Here is a 24823-nt window from a genome sequence, read left to right as displayed (position 1 = left end):
TTGTCCGTAACACAAAGAGAGGACAGGGGAGGCTTGTTAACGTTTTTATTTGTCACTTTGTGAAATTAAGCTAAAAGTTATAGGTCAATATAATGAAGTTAATTATAAAGCTACTGTGTGGAATCGTTGTAGGTATCCTGCTGGGGATGTTTTCCCCGGATATCTTAATTAGGGGCCTGATTACCGCAAAGGTATTTATTAGCCAATTGATCAAGTTTACCATTCCTTTGTTAATACTATTTTATGTCACTAGTGGCATTGCAAACCTGCCTAAAAATTCAGGGAAGTTACTGGGGAAAACCGTAGGTTTGGCCTACTTGTCCACGTTGGGGGCCGGTATTTTTGCGTTTACCGTTGCTGAGAGTTTATTCCCTGCTTTGCTTAGTGGAGCCGGAGAAATACCGGAGGCGAAGACTATTCTCGCGCCATTCCTTGAGCTTAAAATTCCACCAGTAATGAACATTATGACGGCCCTGACGATAGCCTTTATGTTCGGCCTGGGGATCTCCAGTACAGGCGCAGAGCAATTGAAAAAATTCAGCGATCAAGGACGCGATATTATTGAGTTGTTTTTAAATAAAATTATCATTCCTGCACTGCCATTTTACATTGCTGGCGTATTTGCTGATATGACCGTAAAAGGCACCGTATTTGCTACCCTGCATACTTTCAGTTTGGTATTGCTTGCAGTTATTGCGATGCACTGGTTTTGGTTGACTGTTCAGTTCGTCACCGCCGGTGTGGCTCTACAGCAATCTCCGCTTAAACTGCTGCGTACTATGATGCCGGCATATTTAACAGCCATTGGTACAATGTCATCTGCCGCAACCATTCCGGTCACTTTGCAGCAAACCAAACGCAATGGCGTTTCAAATACTATCTCCAACTTCGTTGTCCCTTTGTGTGCCAATATTCATATGTCTGGCTCTGTGATCAGTATCGCCAGTGTGGCTGTCGCTGTCATCCTTATGACAGGGGCTGGTGCGGTACCTAGCCTGCTCGAAGCTTTGCCGTTTATCGCGATGCTGGGGGTGACGATGGTTGCAGCACCGGGCGCTCCGGGTGGAGCAGTAATGGCTTCAGTCGGCTTGCTGGGTTCAATGCTTGGCTTTACCGAAGAAATGATTGCCTTGCAAATTGTGCTTCACTTGGCCCAGGATAGTTTTGGTACTGCCTGCAATGTAACTGGCGATGGTGTCATTGCTCTGCTTATTGACAAGCTTTCTGTTGCTCAGGATGAACTACAGGATGAACTGGTGCCGGCAGAAGACGCAATTTAACTGTTCCAATTTTCTTAGGTAATTAGAGAGGGCAAGGAAGCCTTCTTATTCAAAACTCTTCAGTTTTAACGATTGATCTCACTTCGTAATATCGGATTGTTAGACTTAGTCACCAGCTTTGAACATTTCAGCCTTGAACACTTTGGTGTCCGGGTAAAACGCATACCACGCAAACCAATACAGCATGGTTGAGGCCAGTTGTTTACCGCTTGAGTCGGTGATCCAGGCAGACTGGTTCTCTCTATCCCAATGAATACTCAGCTGCTGCCCTTCAAACAGGTAATTAAACTCACCTTGATCATGTTTCCGTAGTTCAGACAGTGGAAATGCAATTGTTCCTTGATCTCCTTTGTAACCCAATACCGTTTCCTTGGTTGCATAACTACTTGGTGCCTTGTTGGCGACTGGGAAGAACAGGCGTGGCGAGCGGCTGTAACCGGCATAGGGATCTTGGGAGTAGTTGCGGTAGAACCCGGTACGGGTTGAGAGAACAAGGGTGTCAGGGTGCTCTGAGTACCATTGTTTCCATCGAGTCAGGGTGAGAGGATATTGTGTAAGCTTTCTGCCTGCGGCTGTGCCGCTGATAGCTTCACCACGGATCTGTGACCATAGCGATTCGGTTTGATGATCATACATGAGAACATCCGAGTTATAGAGTAGGCCGGATACCCCAAAGGTAAGCGACTCTCCGCCTGACTGGGTGAGAAAAGCCATTCCCGAACCACAAAGTGGGCAATAGCTGACGACATACTTACGGTTACTAATACTGTCGTTGACGATCTCGTGCCAGTTGAGAATTTTAATCGGATAGGCCTTGCTCTTGCCATCCATGGTCAGGCCAAGTACGACATCGTTTTTCTTCAAGAAGTCGGCATCTTTTCCGTCGACAAAACGGGGCTTGATAATTGCAGGGATCCCATCTCTACCTGGGCCGCCAGAAAGGACTTGTTCGATGGGAATAGTAAGGCGATCGAGATTGAAGCCGTTAAGCGATGCAGCATGCATGCCTAACGGCAGAGTGAAGATAAGTCCATAGAAAAGAGTTAACAATATTTTCATTAAATCCCCCATAGCGCATTCAAGTATAAAGACCGTGGCTCGGAGGAGAACTTTCAATCAAGTGTGCATTTATTTCTCTTGATCATCGTTCCGATGGCGAATAAAAGCGTTGCCGGTACTGCTCTGGGGTACATTGGGCGTGACGCTTGAATAAGGTAATGAAAGGCGAGGCCTGATGGTAGCCAAGCGTGAGAGCTATTTCCTTTACCGAAACCCCTTTGCGTAATAAATGTAAGGAGTAAACGAACTTACGTCGCTGTCGCCATTCAGTAAAACTCATTCCCAGCTTGTCCTGACAATGGCGGGCGAGGGTACGCTCCGTGGTGTGGAGTTGGGTGGCCCAGTCTTTGAGTGTTTTCGGGGTGGTAGGGTTGTATTCGAGCTCGTGCAAAATAGGTTTCAGCAGCTTATCGTCGCTACTGGGTAAAAACTGATCATGCTCTTTCGCTCTGACGACCTGATCGAGCAGCACTTTTACCAACCGGAGATCTTCATCTGAGGTGGGTACAGCAATTCGCCTTTCTTTCAAGTCGCCGACAATAGCCCCCATGATAGGGCTGACCTCAAGCAGACAAGCATAGCTTGGCAGCGCATCAGCCAACGGCTTGACGATGTTCATTGAGCAATAATTGAGGCTTCGGCGCATATAGCTTTCATGCTCAACCCCCGCGGGAACCCAAACGGCATACTGAGACGGTGACAGGAAGCGCTTCTCCTCGGCTTTGAGTTCCAGAATTCCACCGTTAATTAGCTGCAGTTGCCCCCAAGGGTGGCTGTGGCGCGGTGTTGTTGTATTGGGAAGAAAGACTTCGTGGCCGAAGAAAATTTCTCCGGGAGGATTATTGTTATCAAACAGTGGCTGATAGGTTGTCTTCATAACTTGCGCGTATTCATCACACTATGGGGTAGCTTGCTACGGTAATCAGCAATCATGACGTTGGCAAGCTTTCGGGCTGTAAAACAAGCGGGAAGTGTTTTGTTACTACTTCCTATTTTGATAGCGAAGTAGGTGGCTGTGGCTAAACTTAAGCAATTACAGTTGCCGTGTCGCTGCTTGACGTTGAGTTACAGTAGAGAGCCAGATAGCTATTCAACAACAGCAGCGCTGTTCGCCCAAGTCTGCTTCTGGAGGTCCATATTATGACGGCCCAAGTAAAAGCGTTTTACCATCAGAGTACATCGACACTAAGTTATATCGTGTTCGATCATGTTGGTGGCCATGCTGTTGTGATTGATAGCGCTCTGGATTTCGCGGCAAACTCAGGTCAGGTGGAAACGCATTTTGTCGATCAACTACTTGCCTTCATTAAGGACAACAGTCTGACACTGGATTGGATCTTAGAAACCCATGCCCACGCAGATCATCTCTCTGCGGCTAGCTACGTGAAAAGCAAGCTTGGAGGTAAGATAGCCGTTGGAAAGCGGATCACGGAAGTACAGAAAACCTTCAAAAGTGTGCTGGATATTTCTGATGATGAATTGTGGGACGGAAATGATGGTTTTGATCATCTTTTTGAGGACAACGAGTCTTTTTCTTTTGGTTCATTAACGGGCCTAGTGCTTATGACTCCCGGTCATACGTGTGACAGTGTCACATATTTGGTGCAGGACAATGCCTTTATTGGAGACACACTATTTATGCCGGATTTTGGTTCGGCGCGATGCGATTTTCCTGGTGGAGATGCGGAAGTGTTGTATGACAGTATTATGCGGTTATATGGCTTACCAGGTGATACCAAGCTGTGGATCTGCCATGACTACCAGCCTGGTGGGCGAGAGTTGGCGTATTTAACGTCAGTTGCCGAAAGTAAAGCTGAGAATATCCACCTCAGTCAAAATGTAACCAAAGAAGACTTTATCAAGTTTCGCCAAGAAAGGGATAGCCAGCTTGATGTACCGAAATTACTTTATCCATCGGTCCAGGTGAATATCAGGGCGGGGCAGCTGCCGGTGCGGTTTTTCAAAATACCGGTGGTGTCCGAAAAGCTTTAATCGTCATCGACGCTTTAATAGGAGATTTTCTATCGCTTTTGGCTTGAAAATTGACCTTTTAATATCTGTCTTTATAGCAATGAAGTATTTATATCTTTAGCGATTATTTAATTACCCCTTAGGCAGTAATGAGTATTTTTGATTTATACCTTGTGCAAGCTATATTCAAACATGATGTAGATTATTTTGCGCCACGGTTTACATAGAACGAGATGTATTTGAGGTTGGGGAGCTACAGCCTCAAAATTTTATTATTTACTAATATTAGAAATCACAATAATTGGCTTTTTCTACCCTGCGACAACAGAGGATGTTTTCAATGAACAGAAATAGAGTTGGATATTCCCTTGCACCAATTTTTATGTTGATGTTATCTGCCTGCGGTGGCTCGGATGGAGATGGTTCTTCTGATGCTACGCCGATCGCTATTTCAGAAAGCAATGCTAAATCTCTCACCGAGGAAGTATTGAATAGTCCGAAAAATATTGGTGAGCAAGATAGTGGTGATGTTTTTCCTTTCTCTGCGACGTCTTCTAGAACTGCTGATATGAGCCGCTTTCAGCCACAATCAGGGCGTGGATTGGCTGTTATTTCCAAGATCAGTCAAACCGGACAGTGCGACGGTGGAGGAAGTATTACAATTAATGAGTATACTGATGAAAAAATTGAACTTGATGCTAACAATTGTATTTTCAGTGACTCAATAGAAGATCAGTCGATCACCCTTCGTATCGATGGTAAAGCGACCCTAACCAGTTTGACTCCAACCGGGTTTCCGCCACGCCAAGATTTTCCTACCGACGAAAGTTGGGATACGGAGTCTTTAAGTTTTACACAGACGGAGCAATGGCAGGGGACTTTTGACCGGTTCATTATTGAAATGGAAGGTGTGGAGAATATTTCAATTAAATACGATGGCAATATGCTAATAAAATCGGGGACTAATGTGACAAACAGTCCTTCTTACAATGCACTGATTAGCGATAGTTTTAGTATTACTGCGACTGGTCTTGATTTCAGCCTAAGTAACTATTCTCTGGAAAGCCTTAGTCGCGTTGATAACAATGGTTTTGTGTTTTCTGAAATGATTTATAACGCAAGCTATAGCTCAAACTCTTTGGGAGGTGTTGGCGGCCAAGTGACCGTAAGCACCTTGAATAGTTTGGTTTATGATGAAAGTTTAACAGATCCGCTGGTGAGCGGAAAACTGAAAATTAGCGGTGCTAATAACAGTTCGGTTACGGTAACCATTCCGGGGCAGGCCTCGGATGTACAACTGGACATTGACAGTGATGGTGACGGTGCCACCGATCAGGTTCAAGATCTGAGCTGGGCTGATTTGGAAGTGGAAATGGAAGTGGAGTAGGCGGTAACGCTAGAGACTAGGGACACACCCTACGCTATTTTCTATATTCAAATGAGCATTGAGCTGTTTGGTTATAGATATTCCATACTTAGGTTGAACGAATTTTCATTCGTTCAACCAGTCCGGCATTGCGGCGATAGTACGTTTAGCGATCGCAGAGCTTTACCCGCACTGATTTGATATTCATACTACGCGTTGAGGTTATGTTATTTGCAATTGGTTGCCGGAAGTACTTCTGCTATTTCGTCATCCAGCATATTTAATACGCTCTTATAACCGTATTTAGGCTGCCAGCCAAGCTCGCGTTGTGCCAGTGTTGAGTCATAAACTCGGTCGAGAGTATTAGGTAAACACCAGCCTCTGTTTGTGAAGTCCTCAGCAAGCTCTGGGGCATACTCTCGCATAACGTTATCAGCGTTTAGATACAGCTGCTCACAGCATGTTTTATTAAATGGCGACTTTCCAGAAATAATATAACGTTTAAATCCCGATGGACGCTTATCTACTGCGCAAGCATGAGCACTTGCAACATCCCGTGCATCAACACCACGTGTTAAGCGGTAGACAGCCATTAAGTTGGCAGGCTCAGGGAAACAGCGAGACATTTGAAGAACAGTGACAGGTAAATTGAACAAGTTTGAGATACTTTCTAATAACTGCTCAGCCTTAATTTTTGATTTATGGTAGATCGTTTTAGGCTTTGGAGTAACGGTCTCATTAATCCAACCCGTCATGCCCTCAGGTGTTGATGCGAAACCATAAAGGGCTGTTGTGCTCGTGAACACAAAATGTTTAACACCCTTTTTTACACCCAATAAGGCTAGCTGCTCCGTTGCTTGTATATTAATTTCTTCAAATTCATTATCAGGTACTAGCCCTACATGGGGAGCATGCAGCGCCGCGGTATGGATGATGACCTCAACGCCTTCTAAAGCCTTAGTCAATAAGGCGGTATCACAAATATCACCGACATAGTCCGCTGTTGAACATGGCGTTCTATCTATCCCAACGACTTGGTGTTTTTTCATTAGGTTGATATAGATGGCACGTCCAACTCTACCAGCTGTTCCTGTAATTAATATTTTCACAACGATTACTGCCTATTTGAATACACGAAGCACGGCGCCAGATTTCGTCTGAGCAGATGCGACCGATATTATACAGGAGCTTAAATTAGATAACGCAAACTCTATAGCAATTTTTTAGCAAAACTGTGGGGTGTTTTCCCGCTTTCAACGTTGACCGCGAGTTACCAAAAGCGGATACAGTGAGTGAGATTTTTTATGATGAAATTATAATTTTTCTGACTCCGAGCATCAGACTCCGAGCATAGATTGGAAAAAAAGTAGCAGTACTAGGAATAGCTTGCTAGCATCTAACCTATTGACAATATTTATAGAATTAAAACGGCTCAGCCTTATATTGCAATTATAACTTTTTTACCCCATTAATTTCTCACCAGTAAGAAATTTATGCACCCAATTATGTCTATTTTATGATTATGTTCCACAAAATAATGGGGGGGAGGAGATGATTGATTTAATTGCATTGATTGTGACGGCGCTGTTGTTATCACCGTTTTATAACATACTTGATATTGATAGAACCTTATTTTCAGTACCATTGGATGAAGTAAGGCTTATATCAAGTTTGGCTACCTTTTTTGTTATCTATTATTTGCTTAGGTGGCTAATGGCTAAATTTATCGATTAGGAAGATATGGCTGAATTTCAACTAATTGAAACGTTGAAGGTTTCGTGATAGTCCATCAAACGAATAAGTAGTTATGTGATTCTGGTTTCATTTATTGTAATTTAAAGTCAGTGTTTTCTTTAGGTAGTCCTGCATTTTAGTGTTGTAGCTGTCTGAATTTTTTAAGCTAAACGCTTTAGAATAATTGCTTTAAGTTGTTTCTGTCGTAAAGCGTTTTAATTCAGCAAAATTATAGGTTGCTTAAGGAGTGGTTATAATAATGCGTGATCTAAGTTACTGTAAATTTAGTGTATTACTATGGTTGTGATGAAAAAAGGCCCAGTGGAGGTAACGCTGGGCCTGAAGTAAGGGTTGTAGCGTAAGTAACATCGTGGGAATGAACTTAGATGAGGTAATCACCCGCATGGCGGTTTAGCACGTCAAGTGCAACAGTGATTTCCTCTCTGGTATTGCTGGCAAGTCCGAAAAACAAGCATACCCCCTGCAAATAGTTTCGTGTTGCCTCATCCAGTTTTATGGGTTTCAAAACGCCGGACTTTTTCCACTGCGAGGCCAAAGCATCGGACAAGGCTATCCAGCCGCCATCGGTGAGCAATTCAACAGCTAGCTCAATACTGCTTACTTTTTCAATAACGTTGGACACTCTGAAAAAGCCTAAGTCGCCTTCACAGGTATTGGGCAGCTCAAATTGTGTCTCAAGGCGTAAGTTATCAAATGAAACGTTTTCTTTTGCTGCAAGGGGGGGAGCGAGGGTGAACATAGCCACTCAGTGCTAAGTTGCCAATATATTGGGAAGCAATTCGTGCCTGCGTCCTGGGGCGATTTTCCGCCACATTAGCATTGGCTGAGAGTGCCGATAGCGATGCGATAGCAAGAATAAGGGGTTTAAATCGGAATTTTTTCATATGTTTCCCCAAGTGTATAAACCTACTTTCGACAGGTGACTTTTGTTTCATATGGAGATTTTACCAATGATGGCCACACAAAAAATTCAACTATGTAGGGAGAAGCCTTCCAACCCCTTGAGATGCACGAAATGAATAAACTGAGCCTTAAAAAAGCTCAGTTTAACGGTAGATGAGTAATTGATAGAGAGATTACTCAATATGCTCAATGATGGTTGCAATTGCTTTATCCAATACTATCTGTATAGCTTTTCAGATCGCCGATAAGCTCTTGGGTAATCGATTTGCTCTGACGCTCGATGCTTTCAAAAAGAAGGTTGCTAACCTTTTGAGTCATTTTTGTTTTCTCACCATTGCTCAACTCTTGTTTTTGACTGTCTCGTTGTCCTTTTTTACTGAGCTTGGCCATATCTCGGATCTTCTTTCTTTCATATTCAGTCAGTGAGGGATCATCGAGAATAGCTTTAAACTGCGACGCTGCATTAATAATTGAGCCATTCATAGTTAAGGCGGCTGTTTTTGCTAAAGTCACAATCCAAGGTCGCCCCGTTTTCAGCGCAACTTTGCCAAAGGTATCTTGAGTTGCTTGCAGATTTCCCTCTCGGATCGCCAAACTGCCAACGATTAAATTCGCAAAAAGTTCCTCCTGCTCATATTTCTTAGAGTAACCACGAAACTCATTTGTCTGTAACAGAGCTGACTGCTTCCTGGCGAGACTAATCCATCCCTTATTATAAAGCGCCAATGAAAGGGCACTATGGGCGATATATTTATCTTTGGTCTTTTTCGCTTTTTTTAAAGAGAGTAAACTATCTGCTATCGCATAGTCTGCGTCTAGTCCCATGCTCCACATCAAGCCTAATAGCGAGTGGATCTGCGCACGACTAAGCTTTTTATCTTGATCACTACTTAATTGCTCATTATAGGTATCGGCAATACTTCTTACGGTCTCTCTTGAAAGCTTGCTATAAGCCTTAAAAAAGAACCCTTTTTGTAGCTTTTGATATTGTCTATGCTCCGACTTTGCTTCAGCACTTGTCGAATATGAAAAAAGCAAAACTGAGATCATTAAAATTCGAATAACTAGACTCATTGTAAAACCTATCACTAAATACAGGAATACCACTCAACTCAATGGGCTACTGACTTTGAGTAAAGTGAATCTAAACTCTGCTTCTCTACCTCAAACTCGCCATGAATCAGTCCTTGGTAATATCGACTATTCATGTCACTGATTGAGAAGATAACTTGGGAGTGAACGTCCGAGAAAACACCATTATCCGATGCCTGAATTGATACGCCTGCCATATCAATACGGCTACCACTTAGGTTAACTGCGTTTTTCCCTTCAATGTAGCCATTAGTTACTCTGATAACAGATTCCTCAGCACTGAGCGCTACGCCATTGCTGGTTATTGATAGATTTTCAGCCTCAACCAATGAGTCTTTAATCGTCATCTGACGTGTTGTCACATTCACTAGTTTCGTATTGGTACATCGCTCCAGTAACACGGCATCATAGTAACCACTGTATGTATTATTGGCTTCATCGATGCAGCTAAGTGTTCCCTGTCTCTGGCTTATTTGCGGTATTTTTGATTCTGATACAATCGTATTTGATAGCGACTTGTTCAACGCGGCTAAAAACTGTTTGTTATGGCTTTTCATCGGCACATGGCCTGCACCGTTAATCACTTGCAACCGCGAATTTTGAAGCATGTTTTCCAGTACCTTGGCTGTACGAATTGGCGCCACGCTATCATTTTGCCCCCATATGATATCGACCGGCATTTTTAATGCTCTTACTGCTTGGTTGAAATCTTCTTCAACTAGGCTCAATGCCGCATTCATATTTGGCGCGCTCGATATCAAGATGTCCCAAGCAAAATCGTTTTCCTGCAAAAAATCGGATGCCGAATCATTCAATGTGCCTAATTCAACCAGTGATGAGCTGAAGTCATTCAACTGTGCCCATTTCTTTTTGAACATCTCAGGAATAGAGGACTCTTCTACCGGGATCGTACTCAAGTGCTTTACGAAGGCTGTTTTCGTTAAGATACCAGCCGCATCAACCAGAATAAGTTTATGCACACTCTCTGGGTACATTGATGCGAAACGTAAACTGACCGCGCCGCCCATAGAGTGGCCCATCACAATCAATGGATCTTTCGCGTATTGCTGAGTGACAGCAGCCAGCACCTTTGCGTAATGAGTGGGTGAATAACGTCCATTTGGCACGGCCGAAAGCCCAAATCCGGGCAGATCGATAGCAATGACATGATAATTTTGTTCGAGAAAAGGGATCACATCTAGCCAGTCTTTCATGCCCAGTTCACCGAGGCCGTGAACGAGTAGGATACTCTGTTTATGCTTAAAACCTGTTTCTAATACCACTACTTGAGAATCAAATTCAGGCTCAGTGAAATAGGAAAACTTCCAATGCTGAGGCATATCGGTTGGTAGTGGTTTAGCTTGTGCAATATCGACTTTATTATCGGGGTGATCCCCCTTTTTGTCATTGAAAGACAGCTTTTTCTCAACCTCTTTATAGCCAGATTTGACCTTATCAAGCCAAGAGTCCGAATGAGCTGAAAAACTAGCGCTTGTTATGATGACGAGCAGTAAGAGGTGAAGGAAACGCAAACTACATCCTTATGTCATGACGATCCGAATCCTTTTATCTATACTGTCCGACATGGAATGCCTAACTTTTCGGGTATAGATAAAGAAGTTAGCCCAGAAATGGATACTAACAACAAAGAGACAAAGCAACAAATTGCAATGTCGATATTTCCAATCAGCTACAAATAATGCCAGCTTGATTTTCTATTAGCTGTGCAGTATTCCCCTCCGCACCGATAACGCTGACGTGTTCTTAGTGACCCCTCAGCCAGCCACCCGCTCCTTCATCAAGCCATCCCCGAAACGCTGTTCATTGTTAAAAGTTGGAAACAGTGATTTGTTCTACTTATTATTTCCAGCCTTACATAACTTTGAGCCAGCCCAAACAAAACCATACACACAATGGTATGATTGCCTGCATTTCAAGACATTAGTGGGCTCTGTGCGCCCAAGGGCGGTAGCGTGGTTTTTTGGCCATTTGCTTTGCGCTATCAAGTTTGTTCCACCCTAAGCTGGTTAGCTGAAAAACACGAAAATAATGAAATATACGAAATCAGATCGCATATCTCATTCGTATATCTACCTATATACAGAAGATTTACGAGCCGAGTTCGTTGATTAAAATGTTAGGTTTTTAGGAGAATTATGTGGCAGTTAAAGAACATATCGAGATTTTTAAGCAAGGATCTGATGCGTGGAATTCTTGGAGAGAGCAAAATCCACACATTAGACCCGACCTCTCAGATATAGATTTCGAGAGTGACCTACATTCATATAAGTCAATGTATGACATGCCAGAATTTAGTGGCTATAACCTATCAGATATGAATTTGAATAGGATTACAGCGAGAAACTCCAGTTTTACTCTATGTTCTTTTGCTGGTAGCGAACTTCACTTCTCAGATCTGTGTTTTTCATTTTTCTATGACTGTTGTTTTGAAACTGCAGGGCTTGCCGTAACCAAAATTGGTTCGGCTCAGTTTCATGAGTGCGACTTTACCAATGCGGACTTATCTTATTGTTCTGCTGAAGAAACCAATTTCTCTGGGTCAAAGTTTATTTCAACGAAGCTAAGCAATATGAGCTTAGTTAAAACTGATTTTTCTAATACAGTGATTGATGGTTCAAGAGTTTATGGTGTGTCGACTTGGGATCTAAATCTTGAAGGTAGTATACAAAGTAATATTTATATCGAAGAACATGGCACATCAATAACAGTACCAACAATAGAGTTAGCTCAGTTTATATCCTTACTTGTAACAAATTCAAAAATCAGAGATGTAATAGATACTATTACGTCTAAGGTTGTTCTTATTCTTGGTCGTTTTACAGAAGCTAGAAAATCTGTTCTTGATGAAATTAAAGGTGAACTTCAGGAAAGAGGTTATTTACCAGTTTTATTTGACTTCGATGGCCCAAGTAGTAGAGATGTAACTGAAACAGTTATTACGTTGGCATCTTTAGCAAAATTTGTAATTGCAGATATATCAAGCCCCAAAAGTATTCCCCAAGAGTTAACATCAATTGTCCCCAATTTCCCTTCATTACCTGTTCAACCTGTCATCGAACATACACAGAGGGAGTATGGAATGTTTGAACATTTCAAACGTTATCCATGGGTGCTAAACGAAATCAGATATAGAGAAGAAGAAATAAAATTGCTTGTAGAACAGGTTGTTATCAGCTGTGAACGTCACGTAAACAAAACCTAACAAGGCCATCAAGTGTGACGCTTTACACTCGGCAGTTTTGGTTTGAAGTTCAGTTGGCTTGGTGAGTTCGGTGGGCGCACCTTATGGCTGGCGTTAGGCACTATAGGTACAGTAGATGAATGTGAAACAATTGCAGTTAAGTTCTAAAGTTACATTTTGTTTTAAATACTTGATCTGCCCTCTATCACTCTTTGCGTTGCCAATACTTTGCTCTCTTGACTTATATTTTTCATTAGCAGAGAGTTCCTTTGAACTGAACATGATTTTCAAACCATTGTTTGTGTTTATATTATTCAGTTTGTTGATTACCCCTTTCTTACTGATTAAAAAGGTTATCCTTTTACCTGATGGCTTTCAGGTTTCAAATTATTTTAGAAATTGGTTCATTCCCTTTGATAAGGTCAAATCAGTGCATGGTTCTCTTTTGGTGTCACCTGAATTGATCTTGCTAAGAGTAGAAAAGGGCGCTTATGGGCGGTTTATAATTTTCATTCCAAAATACAGATTGAACCTTTCGCATGGATTTACAATAAACCCTGTAGTAAAAGAACTTAGAACTTTCCTTAAGGATTGATTTTACTAAGCATTTTCACTATCTGATGCTTGGTGTTTTAACTTCGCGTGCCTAACAAAGGCACCAAGGTGACGCGTTACACTCGGCGGTTTTGGTATGGAGTTCGGTGTACTTGGTTGGTTCAGTGGGGCACACCTTATCGCAGGCGTTATGGCTACTATTATTGCTCCGTACTCGCAATGATTTCGATATAGCTTGAAGTGCTGTATGAGGTCTGATTGCTCAATGATGACTTTAATGCTAAGCAAAGTGTAAATGTGGAGAGTTTACCCGAATATGTATTAAGTGGTGGGAACTCTCCATTTAATAGTTTGGAAAACGATTGTAGTATTGAGGTGTTTCTTAATGCTCAAAGTATCTATTTTAAGGGGGTTGGTGTGTCAGACGCACAGCCGCCAATTTCATTTCAAGCTAAAACCGGGGATGTTCTACGTATTGTTTCTAGTCGAGGTCATTCAGAAGATGCGCTAAACGTGAAATTAGTCTCTCCGCTATGGCTATTTACTCCAAGTGGTAAAGGAATAAAATTACATCACGGTGGTGAAAATAATTATACAGATGGTGTATTTATAGACCTTCAGTATGTTTTACCGTAATTATACTTTAATTACATAACAATGCCATCAAGGTGATGCTTTACACTCGGCGGTTTTTGTACGGAGTTCGGTGTACTTGGCTCGTTCTGTGGGGCACACCTTATTGCAGGCGTTATGTGAATAGAGCAATTAGGAAGCTTATGCGATACAAAGTAGTAAAAGAATATAGCGATGCACCCTCGAATCCGATCAAAGTAAAGAAAGGTGAAATTCTTCAATTTATAGAAGAATCAAATCCTGAGGGAGATTGGGCTAACTGGATATTCTGTAAGGGCAAAAATAAAGAAGGCTGGGTTCCCAAGCAGATACTTGAAATAAAAGATAACCATGTAACGACACTAGAGGATTATCATGCAATCGAGCATAGCCTATCAGTCGGTGAGTTTCTTGTTGCAAAGTCAGCTCTAAATGGGTGGATATGGAGTGCAAAATGTGACACACCTGAAGAGTTTGCATGGGCTCCTCTTAATCACCTAGCCAAAGAGTAAATTCACATAATAAAAACATCAAGTTGACGCTTTACACTCGGCATTTTTGGTATGGAGTACAGTGGGCCAGGTGGATTCATCGTGGTGCACCTTATCGCAGACGTTATGCACTCAATATTAACGTTATAATAATCAACCTACTCGATGGTTATAATTAAACATAAAGTACAAGGAAATATCATGAAGAAACACATTGCATTATTAATTGTTGGCTTGTTTTCTTTTTCATCTCTGGCAAATGCTAAAGATGATGTAAGTGATTATTCAATACAGGATGCTCTAAATACGGAGCAAGCAAAATTAAAATTGGGTAGTGATATTGAATTTTATTTTGGTACTCAGCCTCATGGGAAGATAGTTAAAGAGTTGGGTGAGTTCAAAACTAACAAGAAGACAAATGCTTTTAATAAAACAGACTTGGAATCATGTCAATGGGTATTTTTGTCAGCAATGATTGCTTTAAAAGATCGTGCAGTCAAAGAAGGAGGTAATGCAGTTGTTGATATTAAATCAAATTATAAAAATAATCTAACAACAAGTAATGCGACTTTTCAGTGTGGTGCTGGTACTTTTGTTTCAGGAGTTGCTTTGACCGGCAAAGTTGTAAAACTTAAATAAAGTTCAAGACATCTACAAGGCAATCAAGGTGATGTTACCCTTGGCGGTTTTGGTTTGGAGTATGGTGCGCTTGATGGGTTAGTTGTGGCGCACCTTATGCCTGGCGTTAGCTCTCTGAGGAAGTGAATAACACATGGAAATATCTAAACCAACATACATTGTTGCAGAGTTATCAGGTGAAGTAGCAAGTTGGATTCATTCTACACGGGTAACACTTGAACCCGGTATTGCCCATTTTCCTGAAGAAATAACTTTAGCAGGTTCATCTGGCGTAGGACCTATCAGCAAAGGGCAGAAGCTCAGCGTGGTAATTTCTCAACTTGAGCAAGTTCTCCAGAGTCAACCTTGTATTCAGTTTAAATTTAAGGGGATCAGTCATTTCCCAGGTACAGAAATCTTTTTTGTAGAACCAGAACGCGAAGATTTCGACAGACTTCATGCAAAGATAATCGAAACCGCAATTGTTTTTGACGATAGTCCGTTTCCCTACAACCCTCACTGTACGCTTAAGAGCTTGACGTCAGTGGAGAGCTTCCATGAGGATATCATTTCAAACTTGGTGATACCTGTAAGTGAACATTGCATCAGAAAAATCTCTATTTACGAGTTGGACGTGATGAAATCAATTAAGCTTTGGGAGCGAGAGCTAATAAAAACATCAAGGTGATGCGTTACACTCGGCGGTTTTGATACAAAATTCGTGCATTTTGATGCTTCGGTGGAACACTCGTTATGGCTGGCGTTATAAACCAGGTTTTGGTCGGAGAGTTTAATTATTATGATTAAAGCAATTAACCTACAGAAAAAATTACCATTAAAATATCAAAGAATAACATCTGTTGTTGGTTGTATTGGTGTTTTTCTTGGTGTCGTAATGATTATACAATTTCATTTACCACTAGCATCTCTTTTGGGGATTGATCCTGATTTACCAATGCGTCTTCAAGATAATTATCAATTAGCCTTGTTATTACTTTTCATCTCAATGGCTCTTTCTATTTATGTTGGCGTTGTTTGTGTTGCTGGAACATTTTCATTAGTGATGTGTATTCTGAGAAAGTTTACGATAAAGGAAGCACTTCTCTATACGTTTCTTTCCAAGTTTCCACGTTCATGGAGTAGATAAGCTAGAACAATCGTCAGGTTTATTACAAAGTAACCAAGGTGACTCTCTGGACTCGGCGGTTTTGGTATAGAGTTTATTGTGCTTTGTAGGTTCAACGGGACACACCGTATTGCAGGCGTTAGCTTTCAAGGAATATCATGAGAAAATTCATAATTTTAAGTATTACATTGGCTCTTGCTTCGTGCGCGCTAACACCTCAAAAGCTGCGCACGTCAAAACCAGTTTTAGAGCAAGATAGTCTCAAAAGCCCGGAGCATATGGCAGTTTGCATTGCTGATGGTTGGGAGAATATAGATTATATAATTTATAGTCCGGTAGTAGGCTACAGGCCGACCTCATCAGGTTATGAGGTGACTCAATTTATCGATGGTGTACTGACACATTTAGCAGACATTGAGAGTGATTCCTCAGGAAGTAAGGTTAAGATTTACACCGAGTCATTAAATCTTGGAAAAGACTCTGCAGTAAGTGCTGTTGAACGCTGTGGGCTGGAAAACTAACAAGGGCATTGGTGGCGGCTTTGGTTTGAAGTCAGGTGTGCCTAGTAAGTTCACCGTGGTGAAACTGATGTTAGGCGTTATAGCTGATACCTTACGTACATTGAAATCTAACAATTTTTCAAAGCTGGCTGTTTGGCCAGCTGTGTAATGTGCTTTGCTTTGGGCGGACACTTATAGCAGGCGTTATATGGGCTAAGTACTATACTGCAACTGGGTGTTAGTTTTACCTAAAGCAAGTAGAGGGCAAGAATATGTCAGCAGAAGATAAGTTAGGTGGCTATGCAAGTGGCTTTGGAAGCTTAGATGCTAACGTTATTGCTGCTAATGTGACGGCAGAATATAAGCTTCTTGATAAAAATGGTACAGTTTATAAAAAAGATGATTTGCCTGGATATATTACCGAGCTTAAAAAGTTTGGTGATCAAATGGAGATCACTGATGTCGTGGTTGATGGCGGTAAGGCCTGGTGCAAGTGGCAGATAGGTGAAATTGTAGGGGCTGGATTAATTAGTTTCGGGGAAGATGGTGTAAGCCAAGAACAATTATTTTATTTCTAGCATTAATACCCCTTATGAACGCAGCAGAGGGCCTCAAACCACCGCTTTATTCTGGTTTTCGGCCCCCGCTGGTATGTTATGGCAAGTACCCTCTTATCATCAAAATCATACAGTACTTCAATGGTAGTCAGTTTGTCATTTATACGCTGCAATGCCGTTTGATCCGTTCATCGAACATAACTTTTGTATATTTATTTTACAGTTAAAGTTGAGTCCGCATGATATTGTTATTTATCTAAAAGCTGCGGACTATTAAATGATATTTAGCCATACAAAGCTATCAAGTTAGCCTGGAGTCGCGCCGTTTCACTCAGAATTTTTGGGGCGATGTTCGGTGCGCGGATGGTTAGTCGTTGCGCACCTTATGTCCGGTATTAAGCGTGATAGGACTTTCAATCTCATTAGGTAATTATGAAACTTACAGCTTTAGTTGATAATTCTCGGTTAGACAACAGACCCGATCTTGCTGTGGAAAGGGGATTGTCTCTTCATGTGAATACGATGGGTCGGCAGATATTATTTGATGCTGGTAGTAGTAAAGCGTTTTGTGATAATGCAGCGTTGCTGGATATTGAAATCCAACACGTAGATGCTGCGGTTATCTCTCATCGGCATCATGACCATTGTAATGGTGTTACTCACTTTCTCGATAGTAACTCTAAAGCTCAGGTGTATTTTCGCGAGTGTGAAGATACTGACTATTGCTTCAAGGCCTTTGGGTTCAAGAACAATATTGGTATTGATAAGAGCTTATTAGACAAAGCACAGGGGCGAGTTACTTTTGTCGATGATACAACGGAGATATTTCCTAATATATTTGCAGTTACAAGCATCAGCGATAAGTATGAACAACCTAAAGGTAATAAATACCTATTTACTAACTCGGGGCAGGGGTGCAAGCCCGATACGTTTGACCATGAATTACTGTTGATAATCAAAGAAAGCGATGGTCTTGTCGTCTTTACTGGTTGTGCGCATAGCGGTGTTCTTAATATGGTGGAAACTGCTATCGAACTTTTCCCGAATACAAGGATTAAGGCTGTCGTTGGTGGTTTCCATTTGGTCGGGCTACCAATGTTTAATAGCATTGGTGGTACCAAAGAAGAGATAAAGGCTATCGGACGGGAGTTACAGAGTTACCCAATAGATAAGCTTTACACAGGTCATTGCACAGGTATGAAAGCGTATGGATTGCTGAAAGGTGTACTTGGTGACCGTCTCGAGCACCTCCCAACAGGGCGTAGTGTCGTCATTTAGTTTCGATGTGCTTAGTTTATCGTGGCGCAACTTATGTTCTGCGTTATGTGCAAAGAGTAAATATGAAATGAAAATACATTGTCGAAAGTTATACGATGTTGATTATTCGAATATGAGGACCCTCCTGTTAAGAGATGGGGTAAATGACTGGAACTACATTACCGAAGACAGTATATCCACTCAATTCACATTGATTGATCAAGGGAAAGCATCGGTTGTTTTAGCTGAAGTTGAAGACGGGGAAATCATAGGTTTTGCTGTAATCATTCATAGTGACGCCTTTCCAGCCAAACTTGCAAAATACACAGACTTTTCAGGTATCGCTTATATCAAAGAAGTCGTTGTGAGTAAAAGTCACAGCGGAAAAGGCTTGGGTAGTAAGTTGCTTCAAGAGTGCGTTTTAGTTGCCCGTAGTCGTAATGCGAGTAATGTTTTCGTCGAAAGGCATGAGGAGAATGCAGCTTCAGCAGGGATGATGCGCAAGGCCGGATTTGAAATTATTGATACTTTTTATGACCCTATGAAAAGGTCATCTGGTTCAAGAAACACTGCAGTATTAGCAAAGTGCACGTAACAGGGCCATCACAGTGACGCGTTACACTCGGTGGTTTGGAGTGTATTAGTTTTGTAGTTGCAGCGTTCGCGTACCTTATGCCAAGGGCCATGAATTTCGTTGAAAATTAGACAAGGAGAATAACTTGTACAAGCTTTATTACTATCCAAATAATGCAAGTTTAGCCCCTCATTTTCTGTTGCATCATATGGGGCTTAAATATGAATTACTGCTGGTTGACAAGAAGTCCAATTCTCAAAAATCGCCAGAGTACTTAAAACTAAACCCAGTAGGCCGTATACCCACTTTGATCGATGATGGTACTGCAATTTTTGAAAGCCCAGCAATCTGTGTTCATTTATGTGAACAGCACCCTGAATATGAGTTAATTCCTAAATTAGGAAGCAAAGAGCGGCCACTGTTTTTCCAATGGTTAGCCTATCTAAATAATACGCTTCAAGCTGAGTTGATGGTTCGCTACTATCCTCATCGGCACACAAATGATGAAAGTACAATTCCCAATGTTGTAGCAGCGCAAGATGATCGAATAGCAGATGCATTAGCAGTGATCGATGCTCAGTTGGAAGGAAAGCAATATTTGCTGGGTGACAGTATCACAGCCTGTGATTTTTTCTTATTTATGCTTTCTGAATGGTCGTTACCAATTACAAAGTCACCTCTGCATTTTGAACATTTAGCCGCATATCTGAAACGTTTGTCTGAACACCCCACAATTCGCGCTGTTTGTGAGTTAGAAGGCATCGATCTCATACCGTTTGAGTAGAGTTCATTTAAAAATATATTGATACGAGCCTTTTTATAGCCCCTTCATATCAAATAGATTTAACGCAGCAACCGAGCAGCTGATAAACTTCCAACAGCGAGTTTAATGGTTTGTCTTGTTTGTTAGTGAATTTTACACAGTCAGATATGGCTGAATCTATAGTCTCTCTTGCATGCAATTACTCTCGCGTATGACCACATATTTATGGGAATAAGTATTATTTATGTACACAGCTGATGAATACATTCAACTATTAGAACTGGAACAGCATATTGAAGGGGGATACTACTGCTCTTCTTATAGCTCACAGAGCAATTTCGACCAGACACGTTCACTATGGAGTAGCATCTATTTTCTGCTTCGTACTGGTGAGGTTTCACATTTTCACCGCTTAACCGCCGACGAAATGTGGTACTTCCACGCGGGTGAATCGCTAACCATCTACATGATTTCAGAACAAGGTGAGTTGACGACAGCGCAACTGGGCCTTGATATTGCTGCAGGTGAACGACCGCAATTTCTGGTGCCTAAGGGATGTATTTTTGGTTCGGCAATGAATCGTCCGGGGTTCTCTTTAGTGGGATGCATGGTATCTCCTGGGTTTACCTTTAATGACTTTGAGCTGTTTAGCCAAGAAACATTAATGGCAATGTATCCACAACATGAGGGTATTATTCGACGCCTGAGCCGCAGTGAAGGATAGGAACTTATAAATACCACCCCCCGTAACATGGTGCGCCATGATGAACTCTCCAAGCGCACCCCACTCCATACCCTACCGGCGAGTGTTGATGGCTTTGATACTTATTGAGCCTTCTCCTAAGATAAAAGCCCTGTCACTCAACTTGCCAGGGCTTTGTCATCAGTTCAAAGAGGTTAAGAAGCCGCTTTTTTCCTGTTCGTTAAGCTGTTGCAGAAGCTGTGGTAAGCTGTTTTTGCTTTTTTATTCTTCTGGTAAGTGTTGCTGAGCAGGCAAAGCCTAGTAGGCTGAATGCCATCATGATGCTGAATACATAGTTATACCCGGTAATTCCTTCGAAATTATCCAGCATCCAGCCGTAAAGCGTATATGCGAACATGGCTGGCATGTACCCGATAATACACCCAAAGGCCATAGCAGATCCGGCGTACTTACGCGGTGTTCCGATTTCATCCATTGGTGCAAAGAAAATTGCACGTTGAGAGAAGATGATCGCTCCAAAGCCTAACGTTGCGGCCATACCTAAGTAAACATTCATTGAATCATGCGGTAACTGCATGAAAAGGAATATACCAATAGCCGAAATCAGGAAAGTCCATTTCAAATAGACTGTCGGAGATTTAACAACTTTATCTGCCAGGAAGCCGCCAATCGGACCACCGACCATTTTTAGTGCGTACTGGTTGATGATGCCGTAGGCACCAACAAGGGCTACAGGAAGAGCATAAATATCTTTCAGGAACGGGATAAAGTAGGTTAGACCACAATAAGCGGCATAGACAAAGAAAACACCGAACGATGCCAGCCATACGTTAGGGCAGGTGAGTACGTGCTTAATGCCTTTAAGGACTTCGAGGTTTGCACTTGCATTATCTTTGCTTTCAACCTTGTCATCGTTATCAACGATAAAGTAGGTGATTATACCGACAGCGATAGTGATCAGCGTATAGTAAATTAGGCCTGCTTGCATACCTGCTTTACCTTCACCAAATTGAACAAATATGAACAGTGCGCCAGAAGCGACGATGACATCAACGATGCCACGTCCAGCCTCAAGGAAACCGAACATACGCCCTTGTTCTTCCTTAGAGCCAAGCAGTCGAACGGCTTTAAGTAATACAGGCCAGTAAAGAACATCAGCGAAGAAAGCCATTGCCGCAAAGCAAATTAAGTACCCGGTGAACGGAGGTAGTGTAGACAGATAAAGGCCACATAACCCAACCCCGACCAACCCCATGGGTAAAAGAATTTTTTTAGAAAAACGGTCAGCGATATATAGCGACAGGAAAAGGCCCGCTGTCTGGACAATGGTATAAACCGTAAAGCTCAGACCAATTTGAGTATTTGTCAGGCCCCAATCCTCCTGCATAGGAACGTAGAACACATCTTTCATACTGGACAGTTTAAAGATGGTACCGCCGCCTAAAATAAGGAAACACAGACGTATCCATTTATTCATTAACATAAAAATACATCCTTATTTTTTATATATAACGGCTTCTACTTCAATCAGTACGTCTTTAGGCAGACGAGCGACTTCGACGCAAGAACGGGCCGGGAAAGTGCCTCCAGAAAAGTAGTCAGCATAGATTGCATTAAATGTAGCAAAGTTTTCCAGGTCGCTGATAAAGCAAGTTGTTTTTACTACATCAGACATGGTGAGATCAGCGGCAGCAACAATGGCTTTCAGGTTTTCCATTACCTGTTTGGCTTGCTCTTCAATGGTTGTTCCTACGACAGAACCATCTTCAGCGCTAAACGGGCAGCAGCCTGACACATAGATATAATTTCCAGCCACTACAGCTTGAGAATATGGGCCAATAGCTTTCGGGGCATTATTTGTTTCTATTTTCATGATTGTTATAATCCTAGACTTAATGTTTTTACTTTGTTAAATAAAATTATTTTTATATAAGTCTGTGCTTGGGAGATTAATTTAATAAAATCCCATTGTCAGAGGTATATTTTTATAGGGTATTCATTCCATTTCTATCGATGGAATAAATGTTATTTAAGCTTGGAGTACAATGCGTTATTTAGGTCAATTCTTCACACAAGTTTCTAATATAAGTAATTTGATCCAATGCGTGCTTTTTCTCTAACTTGAGTCGCTCTTCAAGGTATTCCGCATCAGGTAGTGGGGTCAAACTAGCATCACGCCATGGAATCCATGGGTTTCCGTCTTCTTCATCAAATCGAAATGCAGGCGCGTAATAATCAACTTCTTCTTCCAGACCAAAAGCTGTAATTTGTTGTCGCTTTTGACCCAGCATTAACAACTTGACTAGCAATTCCTTGATTGGTAAATCACCATGACCTGTGCGGCAAGCTTCATGAGCATAACCTGAACCTTCTCTGATGATTTTGGCATCTTTCACATGAACTTGAGTGATATAAGGAGCCATAGCATCAAGTGCCGACAATGGTAATTCATTTGCATTTATCATATTTGCAAAATCAAAGAGTATTGATAGATTCTTCATTCCGCTATTCTTTACCAGCGTGACCAACTCGTGACTTTTAAGGTCTTCATGTTGTTCTATGGTAAAGCTCAATCCACAGTTGTCATACTGTCGTAAATAATCTAGATCGCCGGAAATTTTTGCCATTACATCATATAGATGCCCCTCATAACGAGGGTAAAAACGTATCGAACTGGCTCCTGTAGCCTTTGCTATACGAATCGCTTCATCTAATGTGGCTTTATCAGACGCACTAGTCTCAATATGGATATCCAAATCATACTCTTGAGCTTTTAATTTAAACTTAGTTAATTCACCTAAGCTAAGCTTTTGAAGAGACTGCGATTCACCATCTTCGACATGGATTTTTACACCACGCAAACTCTGCTGATGGGCAATATCGAGTAAGTCACTAGGTATTAAACGTTCATACCGCATATTTAGATGGAAAGCATAAGCGTGTAAATACAATGGAATATTGCGAGCACGCTCTGCAAGTAAAGAATGGTCAATATTTTTCATGACTCCCCTTATAAATCATCAATAACTAATTCAACAGATTCAAATCGCCAATATTCCAAGTCGATTTGAACTACTTTTTTATCGTTTGTTGCGCGATGTTTTTCAATTAAAATCCCAAAAGAGTTTGGAGCTACCCCCAATTCTTTACAGGCAAATACAGGCATATTTACAGGTTTGAATGATAGTTTTTTTAATGTTAGAGCTTGTCCATACTCTTCTTCCCATACCTTAGCAAATGACTGGCTTTTCAATTTCTTTATGAAATCCGGAGCAAAATTAGCATCAATATAAGACTCATGGTAAAACACCTTGTGTTTATCAAGGCCACCCCAGCCCGTCACTTTGTATGTGCTTTTCTCAAGAGAATATATTTGTTCTATTTCTGATGGTAAGGATTGAGCTAAATCTTGTTCTAAGTATCCCCAAGAGGGTTGTCTTCCTTGTTTTATGGCTTCTGCATTAAAGCTGGAGAGAGATTTTGGGTTATACATAAACCGACTAGGTGTAATAAACCAACCACTTCTATTCTTTCTGAAAATCCGTGATTCTACTTCCAGCTCTATTAGTACTTGTCGTAATGTCATTCGCTTCGTATCTAATAGTTCGCATAATTCCCTTTCGGAAGGTAATTTTGCCCCTGCTGGTAAGTTGGTCTTCAATAACCAAGCTTCAAAACGCTCACGAGTAGCATCCACGTAATTAGTTGCTTCCATTAAAATCTCTATCTGGTTTAAACCAATTTGTCGGTGTAGAGTAATTGCGTCAAAAAAATTCTCAAGATTTTTCGAAAAAACAATACTAATTTTGTGGGCTTTGTAACAAAGTGTGAATCGATGACTGGAAAATACTTAGAATTACTCCACTTGTTAGCTTAACTAGTGCCTCTATCGAAGTTTGGACTTTGATAATTGATCATATATTGGATGGACATATGTGAAGGGGGGGCTGGTGGGGGGACTCCACCCCTACACCTACGCTGTTCGTATGATATGGATTAAGTGAGACAGAATCACCAAGCTAAATGTACTCAAGTTTGTAAATTGGCACTTTGAGTTGACAGCTACAAAGGCTGCGGCGGCAAATTTACCAAACCTTACATACCCTGACGTTCCCTTACCTGTCGTTCCCTATACTTCGTTCCATTAGTTTATGGTATTAACGGAGGACAGGGTGGCACGCTTGCTACAGCTCTTACTACTTTCTTCAGCGGTAACGATGGCGGTTTACGCCCATGCCAACGGTGGTGCTTTTGATTTCAATAACTTGGATGCGAACGGTGACGGGCTGGTTTCTCGACAGGAGTTTGTTGACGGCGTCACCAAGGGCAGAAATCCCGATAAGATGTTCGCCCGGTTAGATACAGACGGTGACGGCTATTTGACAGAGGGTGAGCTCGCGGTAGCGGAGCAGCTCAGACGCCGCCAGTAAAGGGATCTC

At 41.7% G+C, this 24823-nt stretch carries 28 protein-coding genes; 18 read left to right on the top strand and 10 right to left on the bottom strand.

Annotation, left to right across the window (positions count from 1 at the left end; translation table 11 throughout):
* Positions 1-92: 92 nt before the first annotated feature.
* On the top strand, positions 93-1280 hold the full coding sequence (locus tag MD588_RS08520; protein WP_265696670.1) for a dicarboxylate/amino acid:cation symporter: 1188 nt from the start codon (positions 93-95) through the stop codon (positions 1278-1280).
* Between the two features lie 105 nt (positions 1281-1385).
* Here the strand turns inward: MD588_RS08520 and MD588_RS08515 are convergent, their stop codons facing one another.
* Positions 1386-2339, bottom strand: coding sequence for a DUF3179 domain-containing protein (locus MD588_RS08515; protein WP_265696669.1), 954 nt, complete (start codon positions 2337-2339; stop codon positions 1386-1388).
* 82 nt (positions 2340-2421) lie between these two features.
* Positions 2422-3216 carry an AraC family transcriptional regulator gene (locus tag MD588_RS08510; RefSeq protein ID WP_265696668.1) on the bottom strand — a complete coding sequence of 265 codons (795 nt, stop codon included), beginning with the start codon at positions 3214-3216 and terminating at the stop codon, positions 2422-2424.
* Between the two features lie 263 nt (positions 3217-3479).
* On the opposite strand from MD588_RS08510, the gene MD588_RS08505 reads away from it, so the two are divergent.
* Both MD588_RS08505 and MD588_RS08500 read left to right on the top strand, forming a co-directional pair.
* The gene (locus MD588_RS08505) at positions 3480-4331 is read left to right on the top strand and encodes an MBL fold metallo-hydrolase (protein WP_265696666.1); all 852 of its coding nucleotides are present in this window, start codon (positions 3480-3482) and stop codon (positions 4329-4331) included.
* Between the two features lie 319 nt (positions 4332-4650).
* Positions 4651-5697 (top strand): hypothetical protein, encoded by a 1047-nt coding sequence (locus MD588_RS08500; protein ID WP_265696664.1) that lies wholly within the window; start codon positions 4651-4653, stop codon positions 5695-5697.
* A 206-nt stretch (positions 5698-5903) separates the two neighbouring features.
* Here MD588_RS08500 and MD588_RS08495 read toward each other — a convergent pair whose 3' ends face one another.
* A complete protein-coding gene (locus MD588_RS08495) occupies positions 5904-6785 on the bottom strand; it encodes an NAD-dependent epimerase/dehydratase family protein (RefSeq protein WP_265696663.1) in 882 nt (293 codons plus the stop codon).
* A 442-nt stretch (positions 6786-7227) separates the two neighbouring features.
* Here MD588_RS08495 and MD588_RS08490 point away from each other — a divergent pair, with 442 nt between their 5' ends.
* The gene (locus MD588_RS08490) at positions 7228-7410 is read left to right on the top strand and encodes a hypothetical protein (RefSeq protein WP_265696662.1); all 183 of its coding nucleotides are present in this window, start codon (positions 7228-7230) and stop codon (positions 7408-7410) included.
* A gap of 382 nt (positions 7411-7792) precedes the next feature.
* On the opposite strand, the gene MD588_RS08485 is transcribed toward MD588_RS08490, so the two are convergent.
* The 3 genes from MD588_RS08485 to MD588_RS08475 form a co-directional block, all read right to left on the bottom strand.
* Positions 7793-8170, bottom strand: coding sequence for a hypothetical protein (locus MD588_RS08485; RefSeq protein WP_265696661.1), 378 nt, complete (start codon positions 8168-8170; stop codon positions 7793-7795).
* 371 nt (positions 8171-8541) lie between these two features.
* Positions 8542-9408 carry a hypothetical protein gene (locus MD588_RS08480; RefSeq protein ID WP_265696660.1) on the bottom strand — a complete coding sequence of 289 codons (867 nt, stop codon included), beginning with the start codon at positions 9406-9408 and terminating at the stop codon, positions 8542-8544.
* Positions 9409-9446: 38 nt separating this feature from the next.
* Positions 9447-10958, bottom strand: coding sequence for an alpha/beta fold hydrolase (locus MD588_RS08475; RefSeq protein WP_265696659.1), 1512 nt, complete (start codon positions 10956-10958; stop codon positions 9447-9449).
* Between the two features lie 626 nt (positions 10959-11584).
* Between MD588_RS08475 and MD588_RS08470 the strand changes: the two genes are divergently transcribed.
* The 13 genes from MD588_RS08470 to MD588_RS08410 all read left to right on the top strand — a co-directional run bounded on the left by MD588_RS08470 (position 11585) and on the right by MD588_RS08410 (position 20405).
* Positions 11585-12649 carry a pentapeptide repeat-containing protein gene (locus MD588_RS08470; protein ID WP_265696658.1) on the top strand — a complete coding sequence of 355 codons (1065 nt, stop codon included), beginning with the start codon at positions 11585-11587 and terminating at the stop codon, positions 12647-12649.
* Between the two features lie 115 nt (positions 12650-12764).
* Positions 12765-13223, top strand: coding sequence for a hypothetical protein (locus tag MD588_RS08465; RefSeq protein WP_265696657.1), 459 nt, complete (start codon positions 12765-12767; stop codon positions 13221-13223).
* A gap of 218 nt (positions 13224-13441) precedes the next feature.
* Positions 13442-13819, top strand: a complete 378-nt coding sequence (locus MD588_RS08460) for a hypothetical protein (protein ID WP_265696656.1) — start codon at positions 13442-13444, stop codon at positions 13817-13819.
* A gap of 140 nt (positions 13820-13959) precedes the next feature.
* Positions 13960-14307: an SH3 domain-containing protein gene (locus MD588_RS08455; protein ID WP_265696655.1), complete on the top strand. Its 348-nt coding sequence runs from the start codon at positions 13960-13962 to the stop codon at positions 14305-14307.
* Positions 14308-14487: 180 nt separating this feature from the next.
* The gene (locus MD588_RS08450; protein WP_265696654.1) at positions 14488-14925 is read left to right on the top strand and encodes an excinuclease; all 438 of its coding nucleotides are present in this window, start codon (positions 14488-14490) and stop codon (positions 14923-14925) included.
* Between the two features lie 133 nt (positions 14926-15058).
* The gene (locus MD588_RS08445; RefSeq protein ID WP_265696652.1) at positions 15059-15592 is read left to right on the top strand and encodes a 2'-5' RNA ligase family protein; all 534 of its coding nucleotides are present in this window, start codon (positions 15059-15061) and stop codon (positions 15590-15592) included.
* A 111-nt stretch (positions 15593-15703) separates the two neighbouring features.
* Entirely contained in the window at positions 15704-16051 is a 348-nt protein-coding gene (locus tag MD588_RS08440) for a hypothetical protein (protein ID WP_265696651.1), read from the top strand.
* 137 nt (positions 16052-16188) lie between these two features.
* On the top strand, positions 16189-16551 hold the full coding sequence (locus MD588_RS08435; RefSeq protein ID WP_265696650.1) for a hypothetical protein: 363 nt from the start codon (positions 16189-16191) through the stop codon (positions 16549-16551).
* A 251-nt stretch (positions 16552-16802) separates the two neighbouring features.
* Entirely contained in the window at positions 16803-17108 is a 306-nt protein-coding gene (locus MD588_RS08430) for a hypothetical protein (protein WP_265696649.1), read from the top strand.
* A 411-nt stretch (positions 17109-17519) separates the two neighbouring features.
* Positions 17520-18365 (top strand): MBL fold metallo-hydrolase, encoded by an 846-nt coding sequence (locus MD588_RS08425; RefSeq protein ID WP_265696648.1) that lies wholly within the window; start codon positions 17520-17522, stop codon positions 18363-18365.
* 67 nt (positions 18366-18432) lie between these two features.
* Positions 18433-18939, top strand: a complete 507-nt coding sequence (locus MD588_RS08420) for a GNAT family N-acetyltransferase (protein ID WP_265696647.1) — start codon at positions 18433-18435, stop codon at positions 18937-18939.
* Between the two features lie 124 nt (positions 18940-19063).
* A complete protein-coding gene (locus tag MD588_RS08415) occupies positions 19064-19702 on the top strand; it encodes a glutathione S-transferase family protein (protein ID WP_265696646.1) in 639 nt (212 codons plus the stop codon).
* A gap of 223 nt (positions 19703-19925) precedes the next feature.
* Positions 19926-20405 (top strand): cupin domain-containing protein, encoded by a 480-nt coding sequence (locus tag MD588_RS08410; protein ID WP_265696645.1) that lies wholly within the window; start codon positions 19926-19928, stop codon positions 20403-20405.
* A gap of 199 nt (positions 20406-20604) precedes the next feature.
* On the opposite strand, the gene MD588_RS08405 is transcribed toward MD588_RS08410, so the two are convergent.
* The 4 genes from MD588_RS08405 to MD588_RS08390 form a co-directional block, all read right to left on the bottom strand.
* On the bottom strand, positions 20605-21867 hold the full coding sequence (locus MD588_RS08405; protein WP_265696644.1) for an MFS transporter: 1263 nt from the start codon (positions 21865-21867) through the stop codon (positions 20605-20607).
* 12 nt (positions 21868-21879) lie between these two features.
* A complete protein-coding gene (locus tag MD588_RS08400; RefSeq protein ID WP_265696643.1) occupies positions 21880-22257 on the bottom strand; it encodes a RidA family protein in 378 nt (125 codons plus the stop codon).
* A gap of 181 nt (positions 22258-22438) precedes the next feature.
* Positions 22439-23386, bottom strand: a complete 948-nt coding sequence (locus MD588_RS08395) for a sugar phosphate isomerase/epimerase family protein (RefSeq protein WP_265696642.1) — start codon at positions 23384-23386, stop codon at positions 22439-22441.
* An 8-nt stretch (positions 23387-23394) separates the two neighbouring features.
* Positions 23395-24099, bottom strand: a complete 705-nt coding sequence (locus MD588_RS08390; RefSeq protein WP_265696640.1) for a GntR family transcriptional regulator — start codon at positions 24097-24099, stop codon at positions 23395-23397.
* Between the two features lie 457 nt (positions 24100-24556).
* Between MD588_RS08390 and MD588_RS08385 the strand changes: the two genes are divergently transcribed.
* Entirely contained in the window at positions 24557-24814 is a 258-nt protein-coding gene (locus tag MD588_RS08385; protein WP_265696639.1) for an EF-hand domain-containing protein, read from the top strand.
* The last annotated feature ends 9 nt before the right edge of the window (positions 24815-24823 follow it).

The organism is Photobacterium obscurum (genome assembly GCF_026191635.1).
Classification (GTDB): domain Bacteria; phylum Pseudomonadota; class Gammaproteobacteria; order Enterobacterales; family Vibrionaceae; genus Photobacterium; species Photobacterium obscurum.
Note: the sequence above shows the minus strand (reverse complement) of the source record. Positions and strands in the feature narration are given on the sequence as shown.

Bases quoted from the DNA above. Each gene is read 5' to 3' on its own strand.
- MD588_RS08520 (WP_265696670.1), top strand. From the start codon at position 93: ATGAAGTTAATTATAAAGCTACTGTGTGGAATCGTTGTAGGTATCCTG.
- MD588_RS08410 (WP_265696645.1), top strand. From the start codon at position 19,926: ATGTACACAGCTGATGAATACATTCAACTATTAGAACTGGAACAGCAT.
- MD588_RS08455 (WP_265696655.1), top strand. From the start codon at position 13,960: ATGCGATACAAAGTAGTAAAAGAATATAGCGATGCACCCTCGAATCCG.
- MD588_RS08510 (WP_265696668.1), bottom strand. From the start codon at position 3,216: ATGAAGACAACCTATCAGCCACTGTTTGATAACAATAATCCTCCCGGA.
- MD588_RS08435 (WP_265696650.1), top strand. From the start codon at position 16,189: ATGAGAAAATTCATAATTTTAAGTATTACATTGGCTCTTGCTTCGTGC.
- MD588_RS08425 (WP_265696648.1), top strand. From the start codon at position 17,520: ATGAAACTTACAGCTTTAGTTGATAATTCTCGGTTAGACAACAGACCC.
- MD588_RS08420 (WP_265696647.1), top strand. From the start codon at position 18,433: ATGAAAATACATTGTCGAAAGTTATACGATGTTGATTATTCGAATATG.
- MD588_RS08390 (WP_265696640.1), bottom strand. From the start codon at position 24,099: ATGGAAGCAACTAATTACGTGGATGCTACTCGTGAGCGTTTTGAAGCT.
- MD588_RS08450 (WP_265696654.1), top strand. From the start codon at position 14,488: ATGAAGAAACACATTGCATTATTAATTGTTGGCTTGTTTTCTTTTTCA.
- MD588_RS08490 (WP_265696662.1), top strand. From the start codon at position 7,228: ATGATTGATTTAATTGCATTGATTGTGACGGCGCTGTTGTTATCACCG.
- MD588_RS08485 (WP_265696661.1), bottom strand. From the start codon at position 8,170: ATGTTCACCCTCGCTCCCCCCCTTGCAGCAAAAGAAAACGTTTCATTT.
- MD588_RS08445 (WP_265696652.1), top strand. From the start codon at position 15,059: ATGGAAATATCTAAACCAACATACATTGTTGCAGAGTTATCAGGTGAA.
- MD588_RS08515 (WP_265696669.1), bottom strand. From the start codon at position 2,339: ATGAAAATATTGTTAACTCTTTTCTATGGACTTATCTTCACTCTGCCG.
- MD588_RS08430 (WP_265696649.1), top strand. From the start codon at position 16,803: ATGTCAGCAGAAGATAAGTTAGGTGGCTATGCAAGTGGCTTTGGAAGC.
- MD588_RS08400 (WP_265696643.1), bottom strand. From the start codon at position 22,257: ATGAAAATAGAAACAAATAATGCCCCGAAAGCTATTGGCCCATATTCT.
- MD588_RS08395 (WP_265696642.1), bottom strand. From the start codon at position 23,386: ATGAAAAATATTGACCATTCTTTACTTGCAGAGCGTGCTCGCAATATT.
- MD588_RS08405 (WP_265696644.1), bottom strand. From the start codon at position 21,867: ATGTTAATGAATAAATGGATACGTCTGTGTTTCCTTATTTTAGGCGGC.
- MD588_RS08480 (WP_265696660.1), bottom strand. From the start codon at position 9,408: ATGAGTCTAGTTATTCGAATTTTAATGATCTCAGTTTTGCTTTTTTCA.
- MD588_RS08500 (WP_265696664.1), top strand. From the start codon at position 4,651: ATGAACAGAAATAGAGTTGGATATTCCCTTGCACCAATTTTTATGTTG.
- MD588_RS08505 (WP_265696666.1), top strand. From the start codon at position 3,480: ATGACGGCCCAAGTAAAAGCGTTTTACCATCAGAGTACATCGACACTA.
- MD588_RS08465 (WP_265696657.1), top strand. From the start codon at position 12,765: ATGAATGTGAAACAATTGCAGTTAAGTTCTAAAGTTACATTTTGTTTT.
- MD588_RS08440 (WP_265696651.1), top strand. From the start codon at position 15,704: ATGATTAAAGCAATTAACCTACAGAAAAAATTACCATTAAAATATCAA.